Raw genomic sequence first — 17,235 nt, 5'->3', positions numbered from 1 at the left:
CAGTGGCTAAAGGTGACATTCAGACGCTTTGCGTCTGCACAGGCCCCCTCGCCTCGCACCTCTGGCCTCTCGCCTCGTTGAACCCGGCCGAAGCCGGGTTCAGTGCTTCTTCCCCAGATACGCCTCCTGCACCTTGGGCGAGGCGAGCAGTTCTTCCGAAGTGCCGGCCAGGGCGATCCTGCCGACGTCGAGCACGTAGCCGCGGTCGGCGAGCTTGAGGGCCGCCTTGGCATTCTGTTCGACCAGCAGCACCGTCACCCCCTTGCGGGAGATCTCCTTGATCTGCTGGAAGATCGCCTTGACCAGGATCGGCGCGATACCGAGGGAGGGCTCATCAAGCAGCAGCATCTCCGGATTACACATCAGCGCCCGGCCGATGGCCAGCATCTGCTGCTCACCACCGGAGAGGGTGCCGGCGAGCTGCTTCTTGCGCTCCTTCAGGCGGGGGAAGAGTTCATAAACCCAGTCCAGGGTGTTGCGATCAACTTTCGAGCGGGTAAAGGCGCCGAGCAGCAGGTTCTCCTCAACGGTAAGGATACCGAACACCCGTCGGCCCTCGGGGGAGTGACTGATGCCGAGCTTGACGATCTTGTGGGCGGGCAGGCTGGTCAGCTCATGCCCCTTGAACCGGATCGACCCGCTCTTCGCCTTGAGCAGCTGGCTGATGGTGCGCATGGTGGTGGTCTTGCCGGCGCCGTTGGCGCCGAGGATGGTGACGATCTCACCCTTGCGGACCTGCAGCGAGATCCCCTTGATCGCCGCGATGCTGCCGTAGGAAACCTCGAGGTCCTTGATTTCAAACAGGATATCGTCACTCATCGTCGTCCTCGCTTCCCAGGTATGCCTCGATGACGGCGGGATTCTGCTGGATTTCCGCCGGGGTTCCCTCGGCGATCTTCCTGCCGAAGTTGATCACCGTCAGGTAATCGGTAACCTCCATCACCATGTCCATGTCATGCTCGATCAGCAGTACGGTAACCCCCTTGTCACGGATCTTGAAAATGGTTTCCAGCAGCTCAAGGGTTTCCTTGTCATTCAGGCCCGCGGCCGGCTCGTCAAGAATCAGCAGCGTCGGATCGACCGCCATCGCCCGCGCCATCTCGATACGGCGTTGAATTCCGTAGGGCAGGCTGCCGGTCGGCGTGGCGGCGTACTGGCCGAGGTTGAAGAAATCGAGCTGTTCTTCAACCTTGCGCCAGTTCTCCAGTTCATCCCGCTTCGACCAGGGGGTATGGACGATACCGTGCCACCACTTCTGGCTGCTCTTGATGTGGCGGCCGCTCATGATGTTCTCGGCAACCGACATCTGGCTGAACAGGCGGATGGTCTGGAAGGTGCGGACAATGCCGCGATCGACGATCTGGTAGGGGGTCAGGCCGCGGATTTCTTCACCGCGCCACTGCACCGAGCCCTCTTCCGACTTGTAAATACCGGTGATGCAGTTGAAGACCGTGGTCTTGCCGGCGCCGTTGGGGCCGATGATGCCGTAAATCTGCCCCGATTCAACCTTGAAGCTCAGATCATCGACGGCGACCAGGCCCCCGAAGCGCTTGGTGACATTGCTCAGGATCAGCTCATTACGCGCCATGGGAACCATCCTTGATCAGAAACTTGGGAATTTTACCGAAGGTCGCCGGAACGATGCCGCGCGGCCGCAGGATCATCGACAAGATCATCGCGAAACCGAAGATGAAGAAGCGCCAGGTGGCGAACTCGCGAAAAATCTCCGGCAGCACGAACATGACGAAGACCCCGAGCAGCACGCCGGGCACCGAGGAGCCGCCGACGATGACGATACTGAAAAAGAGTACCGACTGGATGAAGTCAAAGGCCTCCGGGCTGACCGCGGAGTACTGGGTGGCGTAGACAGTCCCGGCCAGACCGGCGATACCGGCGCCGAGGCCGAAAGCGAAAATCTTGTAGACCCGGGTATTGATGCCGATGCTCTCTGCCGCCAGCTGGTCCTCGCGCAGGTAGTGCAGGGCCCGGCCGGCCTTGCTCTTCTCCAGGTTGTGCATCACCCACAGGGTCGCCAGCAGCACGGCGAAGGCGAAGTAGTAGACCGCGACCTGACTGGTCAGCTGCCAGCCGAACAGGCTCATGGAGTCAAGACCGAAGATGCCGTTCGGTCCGCCGGTGATGCCGCCGAGGTTGTTCTGCAGCACCTGGACGAAGACGATGTTGAAGCCGATGGTGGTCACCAGCAGGTAGTCGCCGCGCAGGTGGACAATGGGGCCGGCGAGGATGATGCCGAACAGCGCCGGCAGCAGGATCGCCAGCGGAATGGTCGCCAGCAGCGACCAGCCGAACTGGTGATTGAGAATCGCCGTGGTGTAGGCTCCCATGCCGAAGAAGAGTGCCTGGCCCATGTTGAACATGCCGCTCTTGCCGAGCACGATATCCTGGGAGAGGGCGACCACGGAGAAGATCAGAAAGGTGATCGCCACCGCCTGCCAGCGTGAATTGAGCAGGTGCGGCAGCACCGCCATCACCCCGAGGAACAGGGGGTATCCAAGTCGTTGCAGCTGTTTCATCAGACTTTCTCCGCAACCCGCTCGCCGAGAATCCCGGTCGGGCGGACAATCAGGATCACGATCAGCAGGATAAAGGTAAAGGCGTCGGCCCAGGTACTGGACACATAGCCGGCGATGAAGGCGTTGAACAGGCCGAGCAGCATACCGCCGAGCATCGCTCCGGGAATGTTGCCGATACCGCCGATAATCGCCGCGACGAAGGCGTAGAGGCCGTACTGCCAGCCCATGTTGAAGGTGATGCCGCGGTAATAGAGACCGATGAACAGGCCGCCGACGGCGCCCAGCGAGGAGCCGATGATAAAGATCAGGGCGATGATGCGGTTGACGTTGATCCCCATCAGCCGGGCGGCATCCTGATCGATGGAAGACGCGCGGATCGCCGCCCCGATACGGGTTTTTTCAACAAACAGGTAAAGGGCGACCATCAGCACCAGCGACAGCACCAGAATGATGACCTGAATCAGGCTGATCACCACGCCACCGAAATCCCAGTAGACCTGCGGCACCAGCTCGGGAAAGATGCGCATCCGCGGCCCCCAGATCAGCATGATGCCGTTCTGGATCACCAGCGAGGCGCCAAGCGCCGAAACCACCGCCGAAAGGCGCGGCGCTTCACGCAGCGGGCGATAGGCGACCCGCTCAAGAATAATGCCGATACAGGCCATGCAGACCGCCGACAACAGGAAAATGGCGATCACCGCCGGCAGCGAGGTCGCCTGCCCCATCACCTGGGTGTAGATGGTCAGGCCGACGAAGGCCGAGGCCGCGACCATGTCGCCGTGGGCGAAATTGATCAGCCGCATGACCCCGTAGACCATGGTGTAGCCGAGCGCCACCAGGGCGAACATGCTGCCGATGGTCAGGCCGTTGGCCAGCTGTTGCAGGAAAATATCCATGAAACCTCTCTCCTACTGGATAAAGCGAAATTCTTGTTCTGCCTTGCAGACGCCAGGGAAGGACGCAACAGTCCCGCTCTCGCGTCTGAGGGGCAGATGCGGGAAGGGAACAGGAGGGGGGAGTTCTCCCCCCCTCCTGCCTCGTTCAGACCATGTTACTTGACGTATTCGTAGGAGTAGCTGCCGTCGGCCTTGACCCTCTTGACGACATAGGAACCGCCCTTGCGGTTGCCGTCCTTGGCGAAGGCAATCGGGCCGGTGATCCCCGGCAGGGGCTCTTTCAGGTTGTGCAGGTAGTCCGCGGCCTTCCGGGTATCGAAGCTCTTGTTCGCTTCCATGGCATGAATGATGGCGCGCATGCCGTCGATGTTCATCAGGCCCCAGATCGAGGCCGGCATCATGCCATACTTGGCCTTGTAGTCGGCGATGAAAGTTTTGGCGATCTCGTAGGGGAGGACGTCCGGCGAGGGCACGTTGATGATATAGGCACCCTCGGCGGCGGAACCGGCCAGCTTGACGAAATCGGGATTGTCGTTGGCGTCACCGCCGATGAAATCGGCCTTGATACCGAGCGCCACCTGCTGGGAGCGGATCTGTCCACCGTCCGAGTAGTAACCGGCGAAGAAGATCACATCCGGATTCTTGGCCTTGATGCTGGTCAGGACCGGAGTGAAATTCTGCGAGTCGGCCTTGATCTTGTCACGGGAGACGACGTTGCCGCCGAGCTTCTTGATTGCCGCTTCGGTAGCATTGGCCAGGCCGTCGGCGTAGGTCGAGAAATCGGACAGCACGACGATGCGCTTGTACTTCTTGACGTTGACCATGTAGTTGGCGGCGAATTCGGCCTCGGCGCTGTTCGGGAAGGAGTTGCGCAGGAAGGTCCAGTAGCCCTTCGCGGTCAGGCTGTCGGCGGTGCCGTCCGAGGTCTGCAGCACGCCGGCATTGAAGTAGGTCTTCTGCGCGGCTTCGGCGCAGGTCGAAGTGTAGGAACCGATAACCATCTTGACGCCCTGGTTGACCAGGTCCTTGGCACAGATGGCGGCGGCCATGGCGGTGCCCTGATCGTCGCAGACAATCACTTCGATCTTCTTGCCCAGCACGCCGCCCTTGGCGTTGATCTGTTCAGCCAGCAGCCTTACGCCGTTCTCGATTCCCTGGCCCTCATTGGCATAGCTGCCGGTGATCGGGGCCTGAACGCCGACCTTGAGGGTGTCGGCGAGGGCGGGGGCAGCCACGAGACAGAAAGCCGCGGCGGCCAGCATCAGTTTGCTCAGTTTGTGCATTGTCTACCTCCACATAAAAAAAGGGTTGGATGGTGACGGATCTCGATCCGCCACCCTTCGAGGGTTGAACCGCGCGCCGGTTCGAGCCGGCAATTTCATTAAATCAAACAACGGTTTGACAGATACTACACATTCCTGCTGCCGTTTCCAAGTCAGATTCGCCGTGCTCCGGCCACCAACCTTCTTCCTGCCGGGGTGTTGAAAAAGTCACGTTCTCCGGGCTGAGCAAAAATATCCAGATACAAGGCGTCCGCAGCCCCGCGGCATAAGGCGTACCGGAAGGTACGTCGTTGACACGGGGGAAGGACAACGCCGCAGATGGGCGTTTTCATCAGCCTGCTAAACCTTGCGCATTCCCAGCATCTGCCGCAGGGCATGCTCGGCAATACTCGGGTTCTCCTTCAGCCGCCGGCGTGAATAGGGCAGCCAGGATTCGCCGTAGGGGACGTAGACCCGCATCCGGTGCCCGGCATCGACGATGATCCGCCGTAATTCCTCATCCACCCCGAGCAGCATCTGGAACTCGTAGCGATCCGGTTCCAGGCCGAGTTTTTCGATCAGCCGCAGGGCCTCGAACACCAGCTTTTCATCATGGGTGGCGATGCCGACGTAGCCCCCCGCCGCGAAGATCCGTTCCAGGCAGCGGGTGTAGTTGCGGTTGATGACATAGGGATCCTTCCAGGCCGCGGTGCGCGGCTCGTTGTAGATCCCCTTGCAGAGCCGGAAGTTCATCGGCGCGTCACTCAGCGCGATGATATCCGCCGGGGTGCGCCGCAGGTAGGACTGCAGCACCACGCCGACATGGCCGGGGAATTCCTCCCGCAGGGTGCGATAGAAGTCGAGGGTCGCGTCGGTGCAGGAGATATCCTCCATGTCGATGCGCACGAAACTGTTGAGGTCCGCGGCACGGGCGACGATCTCGCGGATATTGGCCAGCGCCTGGTCACGGTCGAGCAGCAGGCCCATCTGGGTCGGCTTGAGCGACAGGTTGGCGTCCAGACCTTCGGCGTCGATGGTCTGCAGAATCCGCAGACATTCTTCCTTGAAACCGCGGGCCTGGTCAAGGTTGGTGATGAACTCACCGAGGACGTCGATGGTCGCCATGATGCCCTGGCCGTTCAGCTCTCGGGCCACCCGGACGGCATCGTCAAGTTGCTCGCCGGCGATATAGCCGCGGGCGAAAAACCCGACCAGCGGCCCCGGAATATGCATGATGGTCTTGCTGACCAGCAGGTTGAAGAGAGACATGTTTTTTTGCTCCGCAAAAAACAGGTTAGGGGCGCCTGGCGTCAGGCGCTGGGCCAAAGTTCGAGGTTGCGAGAGCCCCCCGGACTCCAGCCTCCGACAAGGCCGATCAAAAGTCCCCAGATGCTAGGCGCCCGCGGGCCGGGGAGTGAGGCGTAGCGGCAGCTACGTCGCAGCGACCCGGCCGAGGGCAACAACGCAGATGGGGGCTTTTCATCGGCCGCCCTACTCCGCCTCCATAAACGGATAGTCCGGCCGGCTCGGCGGCACGAAGGTTTCCTTGATGGTGCGCGGCGAGACCCAGCGGATCAGGTTGAGGATGCTGCCGGCCTTGTCGTTGGTACCCGAAGCCCGGCCGCCGCCGAACGGCTGCTGACCGACCACCGCTCCGGTCGGCTTGTCGTTGATGTAGAAATTGCCGGCTGCGTTCTCCAGCTTCGCAAGCGCCAGGCTGGTCGCGGTCCGCTGCTGCGAGAAGATCGCCCCGGTCAACGCGTAGGGCGAGGTGCGGTCGCAGAGTTCGAGGGTCTGCTCGTACTCGGCGTCGGGATAGACATAGATGGTCAGCACCGGGCCGAAAATCTCTTCGACCATGGTGGTGAAGTCGGGTTTGGCCGCCAGGATCACCGTCGGCTCGATGAAATAGCCCTTGCTGTCGTCGTAGCCGCCGCCGGCGATGATGGCTGCATCGGCGGAGTCTTTGGCCAGATCGATGTAACGGGTAATGGTATCGAAGGCCGAACGATCGATAACGGCGTTGACCAGGTTGCGGAAGTCCCTGACATCCCCCATTTTGATGCGGTCGATCTCCTCCTTGAGGCGGCGCTCCACCTCGGGCCAGAGTGAAGCCGGAATATAGGCGCGTGAAGCGGCGGAACATTTCTGTCCCTGGTACTCGAAGGCGCCGCGCACCAGCGCGGTGACCAGCCCGTCGACATCGGCCGAAGCGTGGGCGAAGACGAAATCCTTGCCGCCGGTCTCGCCGACAATGCGCGGATAGGACTTGTAGTTGGCGATATTCTCGCCCACCTTGCGCCACATCGACTGGAAGACCGCGGTCGAACCGGTAAAATGGATGCCGGCCAGGTTCTCGTCGGCCAGGCAGACATCGCCGACGTCGGCGCCGCGACCGGGAACGAAGTTGATCACCCCGTCCGGCAGTCCCGCCTCCTGCAGGATCTTCATGAACAGCCAGGGGGTGTAGACGCAGCTTGAAGCCGGTTTCCAGACCGCCACGTTGCCCATGATCACCGGGGCGGTCGGCAGGTTGCCGGCGATAGCGGTGAAATTGAAGGGGGTCACGGCGAAGACGAAACCCTCCAGCGGCCGGTGCTGAACCATGTTCCACAGCCCGCGGGCGTTGATCATCGGCTGCTCTTCGTAGATCTGCTGGGCGTAGTAGACGTTGAAACGGAGAAAGTCAATCAACTCGCAGGCAGCATCGATCTCCGCCTGGAAGGCGTTCTTGCTGGTCGAGAGCATCGACCCGGCGTTGATCTGGTAACGGTATTTGGTCGCCAGCAGGTCGGCGGCCTTGAGAAAGATCGCCGCCCGCTCTTCCCAGCGCATCCGCTGCCAGCCTTCGCGGGCCTGAAGGGCGGCGGCGATCGCCTGCTTCACCTCTTCAGGACCGGCCTGGTGGTACTCGGCCAGCTGGTGACCGTGATCATGGGGCATGACCACCTTGCCCATACGTCCGGTGCGCACTTCACGTCCGCCGATAAGCAGCGGTATCTCGATCTTCTGTGCCGCCATCTCCTCAAGGGCCTGTTTCAGACCTGCCCGCTCGGGGCTGCCGGGAGCGTAGTTGTAGACCGGTTCATTTTCGGGAACCGGAACCCTGATCACCGCGTTGTTGTACAGATGCATGTTGTCACCTCGATGGATATGACCTGAAGCCGTGAGTGCATCACCGCTTCAGGTGTGAGTTCTTTCGGGACCGACAGGGTTCTCTGCCGTGCCGACCCGACCGGTTACAGCAAAGCTGATGCCAAATAGCGTTTTGCTCACCCAAACAAGAACCGACCGAAACCCTCTTCACCGCCCTCGCAAGGCTCAGTTTAGCACTGTTTTTCAACAACTTAAGCGCGCCGAACAATAAAATGTCCCTGAACACGGCAAAAGCGGCAAGCATCCAGGAAATAATCTGTAGAAATAGGGAGTTAGAAAGAAAACGCGGTTTTATCGAGAAGCAGCAGAAACCGGTCCGACGCCGCCGCCCGGAGGCAGGAAGAAAGCGGTGAAATTATTCAATTCTGAATAAGGCCGGATGAGGGCAATCCGCATCTTTTCAACTTGCGGGCCACGGTCGGCTGACTGACGTTCAGCGCCGCGGCAATCTTCACCTGGCTGCGATAACGGCGGGCGGCCAGGGCCAGCACCTCACGCTCGGTACTCTGCACAATCTGGTCGAGACTCATCTGCGCCGGCCAGACGAAGTCACCCTGGTCGGGAAGCGGTCCGCGTTCCTGCAGCACCGCCGGCAGGTCCGGAAGATCGATCAGATCGGACTCAGTCATCACCACCAGCCGCTCGCAGATGTTCATCAGTTCCCGCACATTGCCGGGGTAGTCATAGGTCTGCAGCCGATCCAGAGCGGCGGCGGTCAGTCGCTTGTGAATGCCGAACCGGGTGCCGAAATGGTCGAGGTAGTGACGCACCAGCGGCAGGATGCAGTCGCCGCGCTCGCGCAGGGAAGGGACGCGCAGGGGAATGACGTTGAGCCGATAGAAAAGATCGAAACGAAAACGCCCCTCGTCAACCATCTGCTCGAGATTGCGGTGCGTGGCGGCAAGGATGCGCACATCGGCGTGCAGCGGGCGGGTGCCGCCGAGGCGGGTGATGCGGCCGTCTTCAAGAAAACGCAGCAGCTTCACCTGGGAGGCAAGGGGCAACTCGGCGATCTCGTCGAGAAACAGAATGCCGCCATGCGCCAGTTCGAAATGACCCGCCTTGCCGCTGCTGCTGGCGCCGGTGAAGGCTCCCTTCTCGTAGCCGAACAGCTCCGATTCGATCAGGGTTTCGGGAATGGCCCCGCAATTGAGCTTGATCAGGGGCTTCTCGGCACGACTCGAATGCTGGTGGATGAGGTCGGCGATCAACCCCTTGCCGACTCCCGATTCACCGGAGATCAGCACCGAGGAATCGGCCCGGGCGACCTTCAGCGCCTGGCGCAGGGTCTTGACAAAACAGGGAGACTTGGCGATCAACGGCTGGTTGCGCAGCTCGAACTGCTGCATCTGCAGCATCTGCTCGCGGTAACCGTCTCCCATTGCCTGCTGGTCCTCAAGCTGGCGCTGCAGCTGTTCAGTCTCGGTGATGTCGCGTTCACTGACCACCACCCGAATCAGCTCCCCCCGGTCATCGAAAACCGGAGTGCCGGTCGATATCAGCTTGCGGCCGTTGTGGTTGGTCTGCAGCAGGCTGACCACCCGGCGCTCCTGCAGGGCTTCAAGAGCCGCCGAACGGTCGACGAAGCCCTGTTCCAGCAGCTCCTGCATCCGGCGCCCGACCACTTCATCCGCGGTGATATTGTTGATCCGCTCCGAAGCCGGGTTGATGCGGATCACCCGCGCCTCGGCATCGCAGATCCACAGGCCGTCGGACGAGGAGTCAATGATCGCGTCGAGTTCACTGACAATCTCCTGCAACCGCCGCTTTGAACGCGTGCGTTCCATATTGCTGTCAACCATAGACGACCTCTCCAAACCGGGCAGCAACCAGATAAACACGAACTATACAATAATGAATAGCTTTATTCAATTTTGTATTGAATTTTTCTTCCACGGATGTCGAAACAGGGAAGAAGCGGTTGCAACCGTTGAACAGACATGCAAATTGAAACGACACGTTTCTGAGCGGATCTGGACTGAAACCGGAACCGGCAGAACGAAAGGGGCGACAAGCAATGGGACCAGATCCGATCCAGGCATTGGTCGAAGAAAATGAAAAGCTGCAAGTCGGCAAAACCGTAGCGGTCAACTGGATCGACGCGCAGGGAGTACATCACGGGCGCGGGCGTATCACCGCCGTGAAACCGAAACGGGTCCGCATTTCCCTGCAACAGCAACAGGATCACAACCACCGAATGGTTCCGGGCCGCATTATCGAGGTGCCGCGCATCACCGATACCGAATACTGGAGTTCGGAAAACTGCGTCACACTGGAGTACCCCGGGAACAAGAAGGGCTTTCCGAGGCGCTGAACAACGGCATCAGGCCTGCCCCAACTCCTTCGACCGGCGGGTCGCCACCCCGACCGCGTCCATCAGACTGGCCCGCAGACTGCGTTCCTCAAGCACCCGCACCGCGGCGATGGTGGTTCCGCCGGGAGAACAGACTTTTTCCCGCAGCAGCGCCGGATGTTCGCCGCTCTCCTTGACCAGCTTGGCGGCACCGTACACCGTCTGCACGGCCAGTTCCTGAGCGACATCGAGCCGCAGGCCTTCCTGCACCCCACCGGCCGCCAGGGCCTCGATAAAGGTATAGACAAAGGCCGGTCCCGAACCGGAGAGGCCGGTGACGGCATCGAGCTGGCTCTCGCTGACCTGCACCACCGTGCCGACGGCGCGAAACAGTTCACAGGCCAGATCGAGATCTCCCGCTTCGGAATATTCACCGGCACAGACCGCGGCGGCTCCGGCCCCGACCAGGGCCGGGGTATTCGGCATCGCCCGCACCACCCGCGGCGCGCCGCCGAGCAGGTTCTCCAGGGTGTGGGTATGAACCCCGGCGAGGATTGAGATCAACAGGGTGTCCCGGCCGAAAGCACCTTCCAGGTCCGCAAGAACTTCACGCACGATCTGCGGCTTGATCGCCAGCACCACGATGTCGTTGTCCCGAACCAGGTCGAGATTCCCGGCGGCGCTGCTGACCCCGTAACTCTCTTCAAGATGTTCACGCCGACTGGCAAACGGCTCATAAAAAGTGATATTTTTCTTCTTGGCGCCGGCATCAAGCAGGCCCTTGATGAACGCCTCGGCCATGTTGCCGCCGCCGATGAAGCCGATCTTTTTGTCCTTGGTCATGAAGTTCTCTCCCGCTGCAAGTAAATGTCGTCAGTAAATCGGCAACCGCCGGAATTGTCAAGGAAAGTTGCGCAAGGAGCGAATCCCGTTGACACCCGGGGGAGCGAACGCTATAAGGCAAGGCAAAATCGTTTCGCCGCCAGGACGCCAGGAGAGTCAACATCCTAACGTGGAGAAGCAGAGAGGGAGAGGCACGAAGAAAAGGTTTTTCTCTCCATCTCTGCTTCTCAGCGGCTCTCCGCTGGAATGATTTTTGGCATCTTGGCGGCATTCTTTCCAGGAGCAACTCCATGGACATGTGGTACACCGAGAAACACAGCAAGAACGTCGGCATCACCCTGCGGGTGACCAGAACCCTCTTTTCCGGCAAAAGCGAATTTCAGCAGCTCGACATCGTCGACACCCCCGAATACGGCCGCATGATGCTGCTCGACGGACTGGTGATGTGTACCGAGCGGGACGAGTTCGTCTACCACGACATGATCGCCCACCCGGCGCTGTTCGTTCATCCCGCCCCGAAGCAGGTGCTGGTGATCGGCGGCGGCGACGGCGGCAGCATCCGCGAAATCGTCCGCCATCCCGAGGTCGAACTGGCCACACTCTGTGAAATCGACGGGCTGGTGGTGCGCAAGTCGGTGGAGCATCTGCCGACCCTGGCCGGCGCCATCGACGGCAGTCATCCGAAGGTCAAGCTGCATATCGACGACGGTCTCGCCTACATCCGCGAACACCAGAATGCCTTTGATGTCATCCTGGTCGATTCCACCGACCCGATCGGTCCGGCGGTCGGCCTGTTCGAAGAGGATTTCTACCGGCTGGTGTTCGGAGCGCTCAAAGAGGACGGTATCATGGTGGCGCAGAGCGAATCACCCTTCTATCATGCGCAGATTCAACGGGACATGTTCCGCAACCTGCGCGCCGTCTTCCCGATCGTCGAAATGTACCAGGCCTTCATCCCCACCTATCCGTCGGGACTGTGGAGCTTCGCCTTCGCCAGCAAGAAATACCATCCGGTGCGGGATTTCGACCGTGAACGGGCGGCGAAACGGGATTTCCACACCAAATACTACAACGAAGACCTGCACCTCGGCGCCTTCATGCTGCCGACTTTCGCGCGGGAGAATATCGCAGACTGAAATTTGCGCCGCCAAGACGCCAAGAGCGCCAAGAAAACCAAAGGAAGACACCAGGAAGCCACGAATGACAACACGCAAAGCTCCTCACTTCCCGGTCTCGAGAAGCAAAAATACGTTTGCACCTATTCTCCTGCCCAGCTTCTGTCTGTAAAACGGTCTTCTTGGTGTCCTTGGTGTCTTGGTGGCATCCATTCAATGACCCTTCCCCGGAGCAACCCATGACCGACTGGACCACTGACGATTCCGCCGAACTCTACGGTATCCGCCGCTGGGGCAACGGCTATTTCGATGTCTCCGCCCGGGGCGAGTTGACGGTCCGGGTTCCGACTGCCGACGGCAGCATCCAGGTGGCGCTGGCCGAGATCCTCGACGGCGTCCGACAGCGTGACCTGCGGCTGCCATTGCTGCTGCGGATTGAAAACCTGCTCGACGCCCAGATCACGCGGCTCAACGAGGCTTTCCGCAACGCCATCGCCGAACACGATTACCCCGGCAGCTACCGGGGGGTCTTCCCGATCAAGGTCAACCAGCAGCGCCAGGTCATCGAGGAGATCACCCGCTTCGGCGCCCCCTACCGGCACGGCCTGGAAGCCGGCAGCAAGGCGGAGCTGATGATCGCCCTCGCCAGTCTTCCGGCCGACGGCAGCCTGATCATCTGCAACGGCTACAAAGACCGGGAATTCATCGACCTCGGCCTGCGCGCCCGTCAGCTCGGTTTCCAGTGTATCTTCGTCATCGAGACCCCGGCGGAGCTGCCGGTCATCCTCGCGCGTAGCCGCGCGCTCGGCGTCGAACCGCGACTCGGCGTACGGGTCAAGCTCTCCACCACCGTCGGCGGTCACTGGAACCTGACCAGCGGCGAGCGCAGCATCTTCGGCCTCTCCATCAGCCAACTGGTCGAGGTTGTCGACCGGCTGCGGGAAGCGGAGATGCTCAACACCCTGCGCCTGCTGCACTGCCACCTCGGCTCGCAGATCCCGCAACTCGACGACATCCGCTCGGCGGCGGCAGAGGCCTGCCGCTTTTACCAGGAGCTGATGAACGAGGGGGCGGCGATGGAGATGATCGATTTCGGCGGCGGACTGGCGGTCGACTACCTCGGCACCGGCTCCAGCGACAGCCAGTCCCGCGACTACAGCCTGGCAGGCTATGCCGCGGCGCTGGTGGAAACGGTGATGACAAACCTGACCGACCCGGATCGGCCGCCGACCATCATCACCGAATCGGGCCGGGAAACGGTCGCCTACTACTCCCTGCTGCTGTTCAACATCTTCGACGTCACCCGTTTCGACCCCGCCGCGGAAGGTCTCATCCCCGGGCCCGAGGCCCATCCCCTGCTGCGGAAAATGGCGTCCCGGCTGGAACGAATCGGAGCCGAGACGCCTCAGCAGAATTACCGGGAGATCGTCGCCTGCCGCGACCGGCTGCATGAGCTTTTCACCGCCGGACAGCTCTCCCTGCGCGATCGCGCCCTGGCCCAGGAACTGCTGCTGGCCGCCGGTCGGCGCCTGCTGCGCCAATCTCCCGGGCAGCAGCTCCCCGCCGACCTGCAGACCCTGCGCGAGGATCTGGCCGCCATCTACTACGGCAATCTGAGTGTTTTCCAGTCCCTGCCGGATCACTGGGCGATCGGCCAGCTCTTCCCGGTGGCGCCGATTCGGCGTCTCGCCGAAAAACCGCAATGCCATGCGGTCATCGCCGACATCACCTGCGACAGCGACGGCCGCATCAGCCGCTTCATCGCCGACCGGGGCACCCGCGCCACCCTGGCGCTGCATGAACTCGCTCCGGGCGAGGACTACGTGCTCGCCACCTTCCTGGTCGGCGCCTACCAGGAAACCCTCGGCGACCTGCACAACCTGTTCGGCGACACTGACATCGCCAGCGTCCGGATCGAAGCGGACGGCGGCTTCGTCATCACCCGCGAAGACCGGGGCGACAGCGTTGCCGACCTGCTCGGCTATGTCCAGTACGACGCCCGCGAACTCAAAGCCCGGTTCCGGGCCACTGCCGAGCAGGCGGTCCGCGAGAACCGCATCAACCTGCCGCAACGACAGGAGATCCTCGCCTGTTTCAACGCCGGACTCGACGGTTACAGCTATTTCGAGACCTGAAACAAACCGCGCAACGCGAAAAAAAAGGGCCGCTGCGATCACCGCAGCGGCCCTTTTCATTTGACCCTTCACCCGAAGATCAAACTACGGGCGAACATAACCACGGGCGACGATATCCGTGCCCAGATCTTCCATCGAGTCGATCAGCAACTGGGCGATGTAGTCCGGATGGTGGATATAGCCGTGCGGTTCCTTGACGCTGAAGGTGTAGTTGTAAGCCGCACGGATCATCGTGGTGTCGAAGGCCGTGTAGGCGTTGGGGTAAATATTTTCCCCCGGATCAACCACGCCATTGCCGTTGGTATCGTTGAACCAGTAGGGATAGGTGGCATCATCGTAGACCACCGGCGCGTTCAGACCGGCCGGGTTGGCGGCGTAGGTCATGATGTCGGTCAGCAGGTCGGCTTCGAGGGCGCGAATCTCATCCTTGAGAGACTCGGTCGTATTGCCGTTGCCGTTGTAGTCGGTGGTGTTGGCCGGGTTGCGGATGCCGCTGAACTTGAAATTGGTGGCGTCGACATTCGGATAGGCCGGCTGTGACGGATCATCAGCATGGCAGGGGAGACAATCGTTGATCGCCGGCTTGACCAGTTGATGGGTCGACTTGCCGTTGCCGCTCATGTGACATTCGGTACAAGTGTCGAAGGCGGTCATATCGTCACCCGGAACCGCCGAGAAGTCATTCTGCCCGGCATAGGTCTTGGCGGCATATTCATAACCACCCTGGGCATCGGTGCCGAACATCACCGCGGCGGCGGCCAGGTAATGCGGGTTGACGCTGCCGAAATTGCTTCCGGGAACATAAGCGTCCACGTCAGCCTTCGACTTGCGGCCCGTGTGGCAGGCCATGCACATATTGCTGTCATTGTTCAGCGTCAGGGCCGCCCCGCTCGGGAAAACGACATTGGCCAGAGCGGTGTAGGTTGCCAGGTCGTCATAGAGCATATCGGTACTGCCCAGGTTGCCGTTGCCCATTTCGGGGTCCTGGCCGTTAACGTGGCAGGTGCCGCAGGAAAGAACCTGGCCGATCGGCGCGGCGGCGTCAACGGTGCCGTCCAGGGCCCAGTCCCGGAAGCCGACCTTGCTGTGACACTTGGCGCAGCTGGTCGGAATGGACCCGTCGGCGTTCCAGTGGTTGAACGGGTCATCGGCGTAGTTGGCGTGGCCGGTCGCCGCCCAGCCGATGTACTCGAGGTTGGGGTCGCGCAGGGTTTCATCGAGATGGCCGTCGGTCCCTTTCGGGAATTTCTCGTCAAACTCGGCCTGCAGGGCATCGAGGGCCGCATCGTCGGCCGCGGTGTGACAGCTGGTGCAGCCGTTGGGGACACCCGCCGAAGGCGAGGTCGATTTGGAAGCCGCCGGCTCGATCACCTCGAAGGTGTGCGCGTGGATATCATACTTGAGCGCCGACTTGGCGGTTTTCGGCATATGGCACTTGGAGCAGCGACTGACACCGCCACTGGTACCGTCGACCTTGGTCGGATCATAGTAATGCTGGGTATGGTCGGTCACCGCCTTCTTGACCGCATCCATCTGATCGTTGAAGGCACCGTTGGGGGTCATGTTGGCGACATCTTCCTTGGTCAGATTGACAAAGGGCCCCGGCATCCCGGCATGACAGGAGAGACAGAGGGTGTCATTGTCATTGGCGGTCGTCATCTTGACGCCGTCATCCACGCGATTGGTCACGACCTGGTGAGCGCCGGGATCGGAATTGTTGTGCATATCATGACAGGTGTAACAACGGGGCACATCGGGATCGGAACCGGTCGGAGAATGGGGCCCCTGCAGAATATCGATATATTGCTGATGATGCTTGACCGACGCCTGGAAATCACCGCTGGAGGGCTCTCCACCCCAGTACTGGCTGGTAAAGCTTCCGGCACCTGAGCCGTCACCGCTGTCAAAGCTGTAGAAGGTCGACAGATCATCCAGCCCGGGACGGAATTTCATCAGGTTTCCGTCAGCGTCAAGCTTGGCCGGGAACGGGGCCTGCACCGGAGCGGTGGCGGTGGCCTCGGCGAACTCGGTGAATTTGTCGATTGACTTGCCGCGGATGTGGCACTGGCCGCAGACCATGTTGGCCTCAACGGGAGTCAGGTCGGCCGGATTGATGATGTAGGCGGGATTCTGGGTTTCCGCGTGAACGCTGCCGGCGCCGTGACAGGCCTCGCAACCGACGTTGATCTCATCCATGCTGCCGTCGCCGTCGAAATCGAGGGCGCCGTTGATATCGTCCACCGCGTCGGCGATCTCTTCACCGGCACCGTTCTTGGCCAGTTGATAGCCGGTGAAATGGCATCCGGCACAGTTGCCGTCGAAGGACTCCTCGGCCGGCGGTTCGGCCAGGCTGTTGGTGGTGGTATTGAACCAGCGTTCAGCGTGATAGGCAACCCACTGATCGGCCCCGGTCCCCTTGTCATTGTACTGGATCGGCGAAATATGCTTGCTGGCACCGATGCCGGTCACAACATAACGCTGCTTGTAGTTGGCCTCACCGCCGTAGGTCAGGAGGACTTTATAGTTTCTGGTGGTTGTCCCGTCCGTGATCTGGAACGTGTATTGTCCCGGAACCGGGTTGGTGCTATCCGCGGGCTCGAAAATACGGGTCTGGTACTTGGTATTGGGACCGGATGCGGTATTCGCTGTCCAACTCGCCCCGTCATAATCAAAATAGATAACCTGGCCGCCGATCAGGGCGGTCAGACCGGCATTGATGGTTCCGGCATAAAAACTTTCCGTCTTGGCCTGAGCCGGGGAGAAGGAACCCGGTGCCCGCAGCACCGCCTTGTGCAGGGTGTGCCCCCAGTTGGACTTGTCGTTGTGACAGGAAAGACACCGGGTCGAGCCGACGAAGGATGCTGTCGCGATGACCTGGTTGGGAGTCTGCACGGTGCTTCCACCGCCGCCGGAGTCACGGTTGCTGCCGCAGCCCCAGAGGGGCGCGATCACCAATGTTGCCGCTAAGAATGCGATCAGTTTTCTTGACATAAATCCTCCT

The 17,235-nt window shown here is 61.0% G+C and carries 13 protein-coding genes; 3 read left to right on the top strand and 10 right to left on the bottom strand.

Going from position 1 to position 17,235, the window contains the following annotated elements; genetic code table 11:
• Nucleotides 1–99 precede the first annotated feature (99 nt).
• The 8 genes from B5V00_RS12205 to B5V00_RS12170 form a co-directional block, all read right to left on the bottom strand.
• Nucleotides 100–819, bottom strand: coding sequence for an ABC transporter ATP-binding protein (locus tag B5V00_RS12205; RefSeq protein WP_085011085.1), 720 nt, complete (start codon nt 817–819; stop codon nt 100–102).
• Entirely contained in the window at nt 812–1,588 is a 777-nt protein-coding gene (locus B5V00_RS12200; protein WP_085011084.1) for an ABC transporter ATP-binding protein, read from the bottom strand. The genes B5V00_RS12205 and B5V00_RS12200 overlap by 8 nt, the downstream gene beginning before the upstream one ends.
• Nucleotides 1,578–2,534, bottom strand: coding sequence for a branched-chain amino acid ABC transporter permease (locus tag B5V00_RS12195; RefSeq protein WP_085011083.1), 957 nt, complete (start codon nt 2,532–2,534; stop codon nt 1,578–1,580). The genes B5V00_RS12200 and B5V00_RS12195 overlap by 11 nt, the downstream gene beginning before the upstream one ends.
• On the bottom strand, nt 2,534–3,430 hold the full coding sequence (locus B5V00_RS12190; protein ID WP_085011082.1) for a branched-chain amino acid ABC transporter permease: 897 nt from the start codon (nt 3,428–3,430) through the stop codon (nt 2,534–2,536). Before B5V00_RS12190 ends, B5V00_RS12195 begins: the two co-directional genes overlap by 1 nt.
• 155 nt (nt 3,431–3,585) lie before the next feature.
• Nucleotides 3,586–4,713, bottom strand: a complete 1,128-nt coding sequence (locus B5V00_RS12185) for a branched-chain amino acid ABC transporter substrate-binding protein (protein ID WP_085011081.1) — start codon at nt 4,711–4,713, stop codon at nt 3,586–3,588.
• A 339-nt stretch (nt 4,714–5,052) separates the two neighbouring features.
• Nucleotides 5,053–5,961, bottom strand: a complete 909-nt coding sequence (locus B5V00_RS12180) for a proline dehydrogenase family protein (RefSeq protein ID WP_085011080.1) — start codon at nt 5,959–5,961, stop codon at nt 5,053–5,055.
• 222 nt (nt 5,962–6,183) lie between these two features.
• Nucleotides 6,184–7,827 (bottom strand): L-glutamate gamma-semialdehyde dehydrogenase, encoded by a 1,644-nt coding sequence (pruA, locus tag B5V00_RS12175; RefSeq protein ID WP_085011079.1) that lies wholly within the window; start codon nt 7,825–7,827, stop codon nt 6,184–6,186.
• Between the two features lie 380 nt (nt 7,828–8,207).
• Nucleotides 8,208–9,650: a sigma-54 interaction domain-containing protein gene (locus B5V00_RS12170; RefSeq protein WP_085011078.1), complete on the bottom strand. Its 1,443-nt coding sequence runs from the start codon at nt 9,648–9,650 to the stop codon at nt 8,208–8,210.
• A gap of 215 nt (nt 9,651–9,865) precedes the next feature.
• Here B5V00_RS12170 and B5V00_RS12165 point away from each other — a divergent pair, with 215 nt between their 5' ends.
• Nucleotides 9,866–10,162: a hypothetical protein gene (locus B5V00_RS12165; RefSeq protein ID WP_085011077.1), complete on the top strand. Its 297-nt coding sequence runs from the start codon at nt 9,866–9,868 to the stop codon at nt 10,160–10,162.
• Nucleotides 10,163–10,171: 9 nt separating this feature from the next.
• On the opposite strand, the gene proC is transcribed toward B5V00_RS12165, so the two are convergent.
• Nucleotides 10,172–10,984: a pyrroline-5-carboxylate reductase gene (gene proC / locus B5V00_RS12160; RefSeq protein ID WP_085011076.1), complete on the bottom strand. Its 813-nt coding sequence runs from the start codon at nt 10,982–10,984 to the stop codon at nt 10,172–10,174.
• Nucleotides 10,985–11,274: 290 nt separating this feature from the next.
• Here proC and speE point away from each other — a divergent pair, with 290 nt between their 5' ends.
• Together speE and speA are read left to right on the top strand one after the other, a co-directional pair.
• Entirely contained in the window at nt 11,275–12,120 is an 846-nt protein-coding gene (speE, locus tag B5V00_RS12155; protein ID WP_085011075.1) for a polyamine aminopropyltransferase, read from the top strand.
• Nucleotides 12,121–12,338: 218 nt separating this feature from the next.
• Nucleotides 12,339–14,234 carry a biosynthetic arginine decarboxylase gene (speA, locus tag B5V00_RS12150; protein ID WP_085011074.1) on the top strand — a complete coding sequence of 632 codons (1,896 nt, stop codon included), beginning with the start codon at nt 12,339–12,341 and terminating at the stop codon, nt 14,232–14,234.
• Nucleotides 14,235–14,318: 84 nt separating this feature from the next.
• On the opposite strand, the gene B5V00_RS12145 is transcribed toward speA, so the two are convergent.
• Nucleotides 14,319–17,225, bottom strand: coding sequence for a hypothetical protein (locus B5V00_RS12145; protein WP_085011073.1), 2,907 nt, complete (start codon nt 17,223–17,225; stop codon nt 14,319–14,321).
• Nucleotides 17,226–17,235 lie beyond the last annotated feature (10 nt).

This window comes from Geothermobacter hydrogeniphilus, from assembly GCF_002093115.1.
GTDB lineage: Bacteria > Desulfobacterota > Desulfuromonadia > Desulfuromonadales > Geothermobacteraceae > Geothermobacter_A > Geothermobacter_A hydrogeniphilus.
The sequence above is the reverse complement of the archived record's forward strand: the minus strand, read 5'-3'. Positions and strand labels throughout refer to the sequence as shown.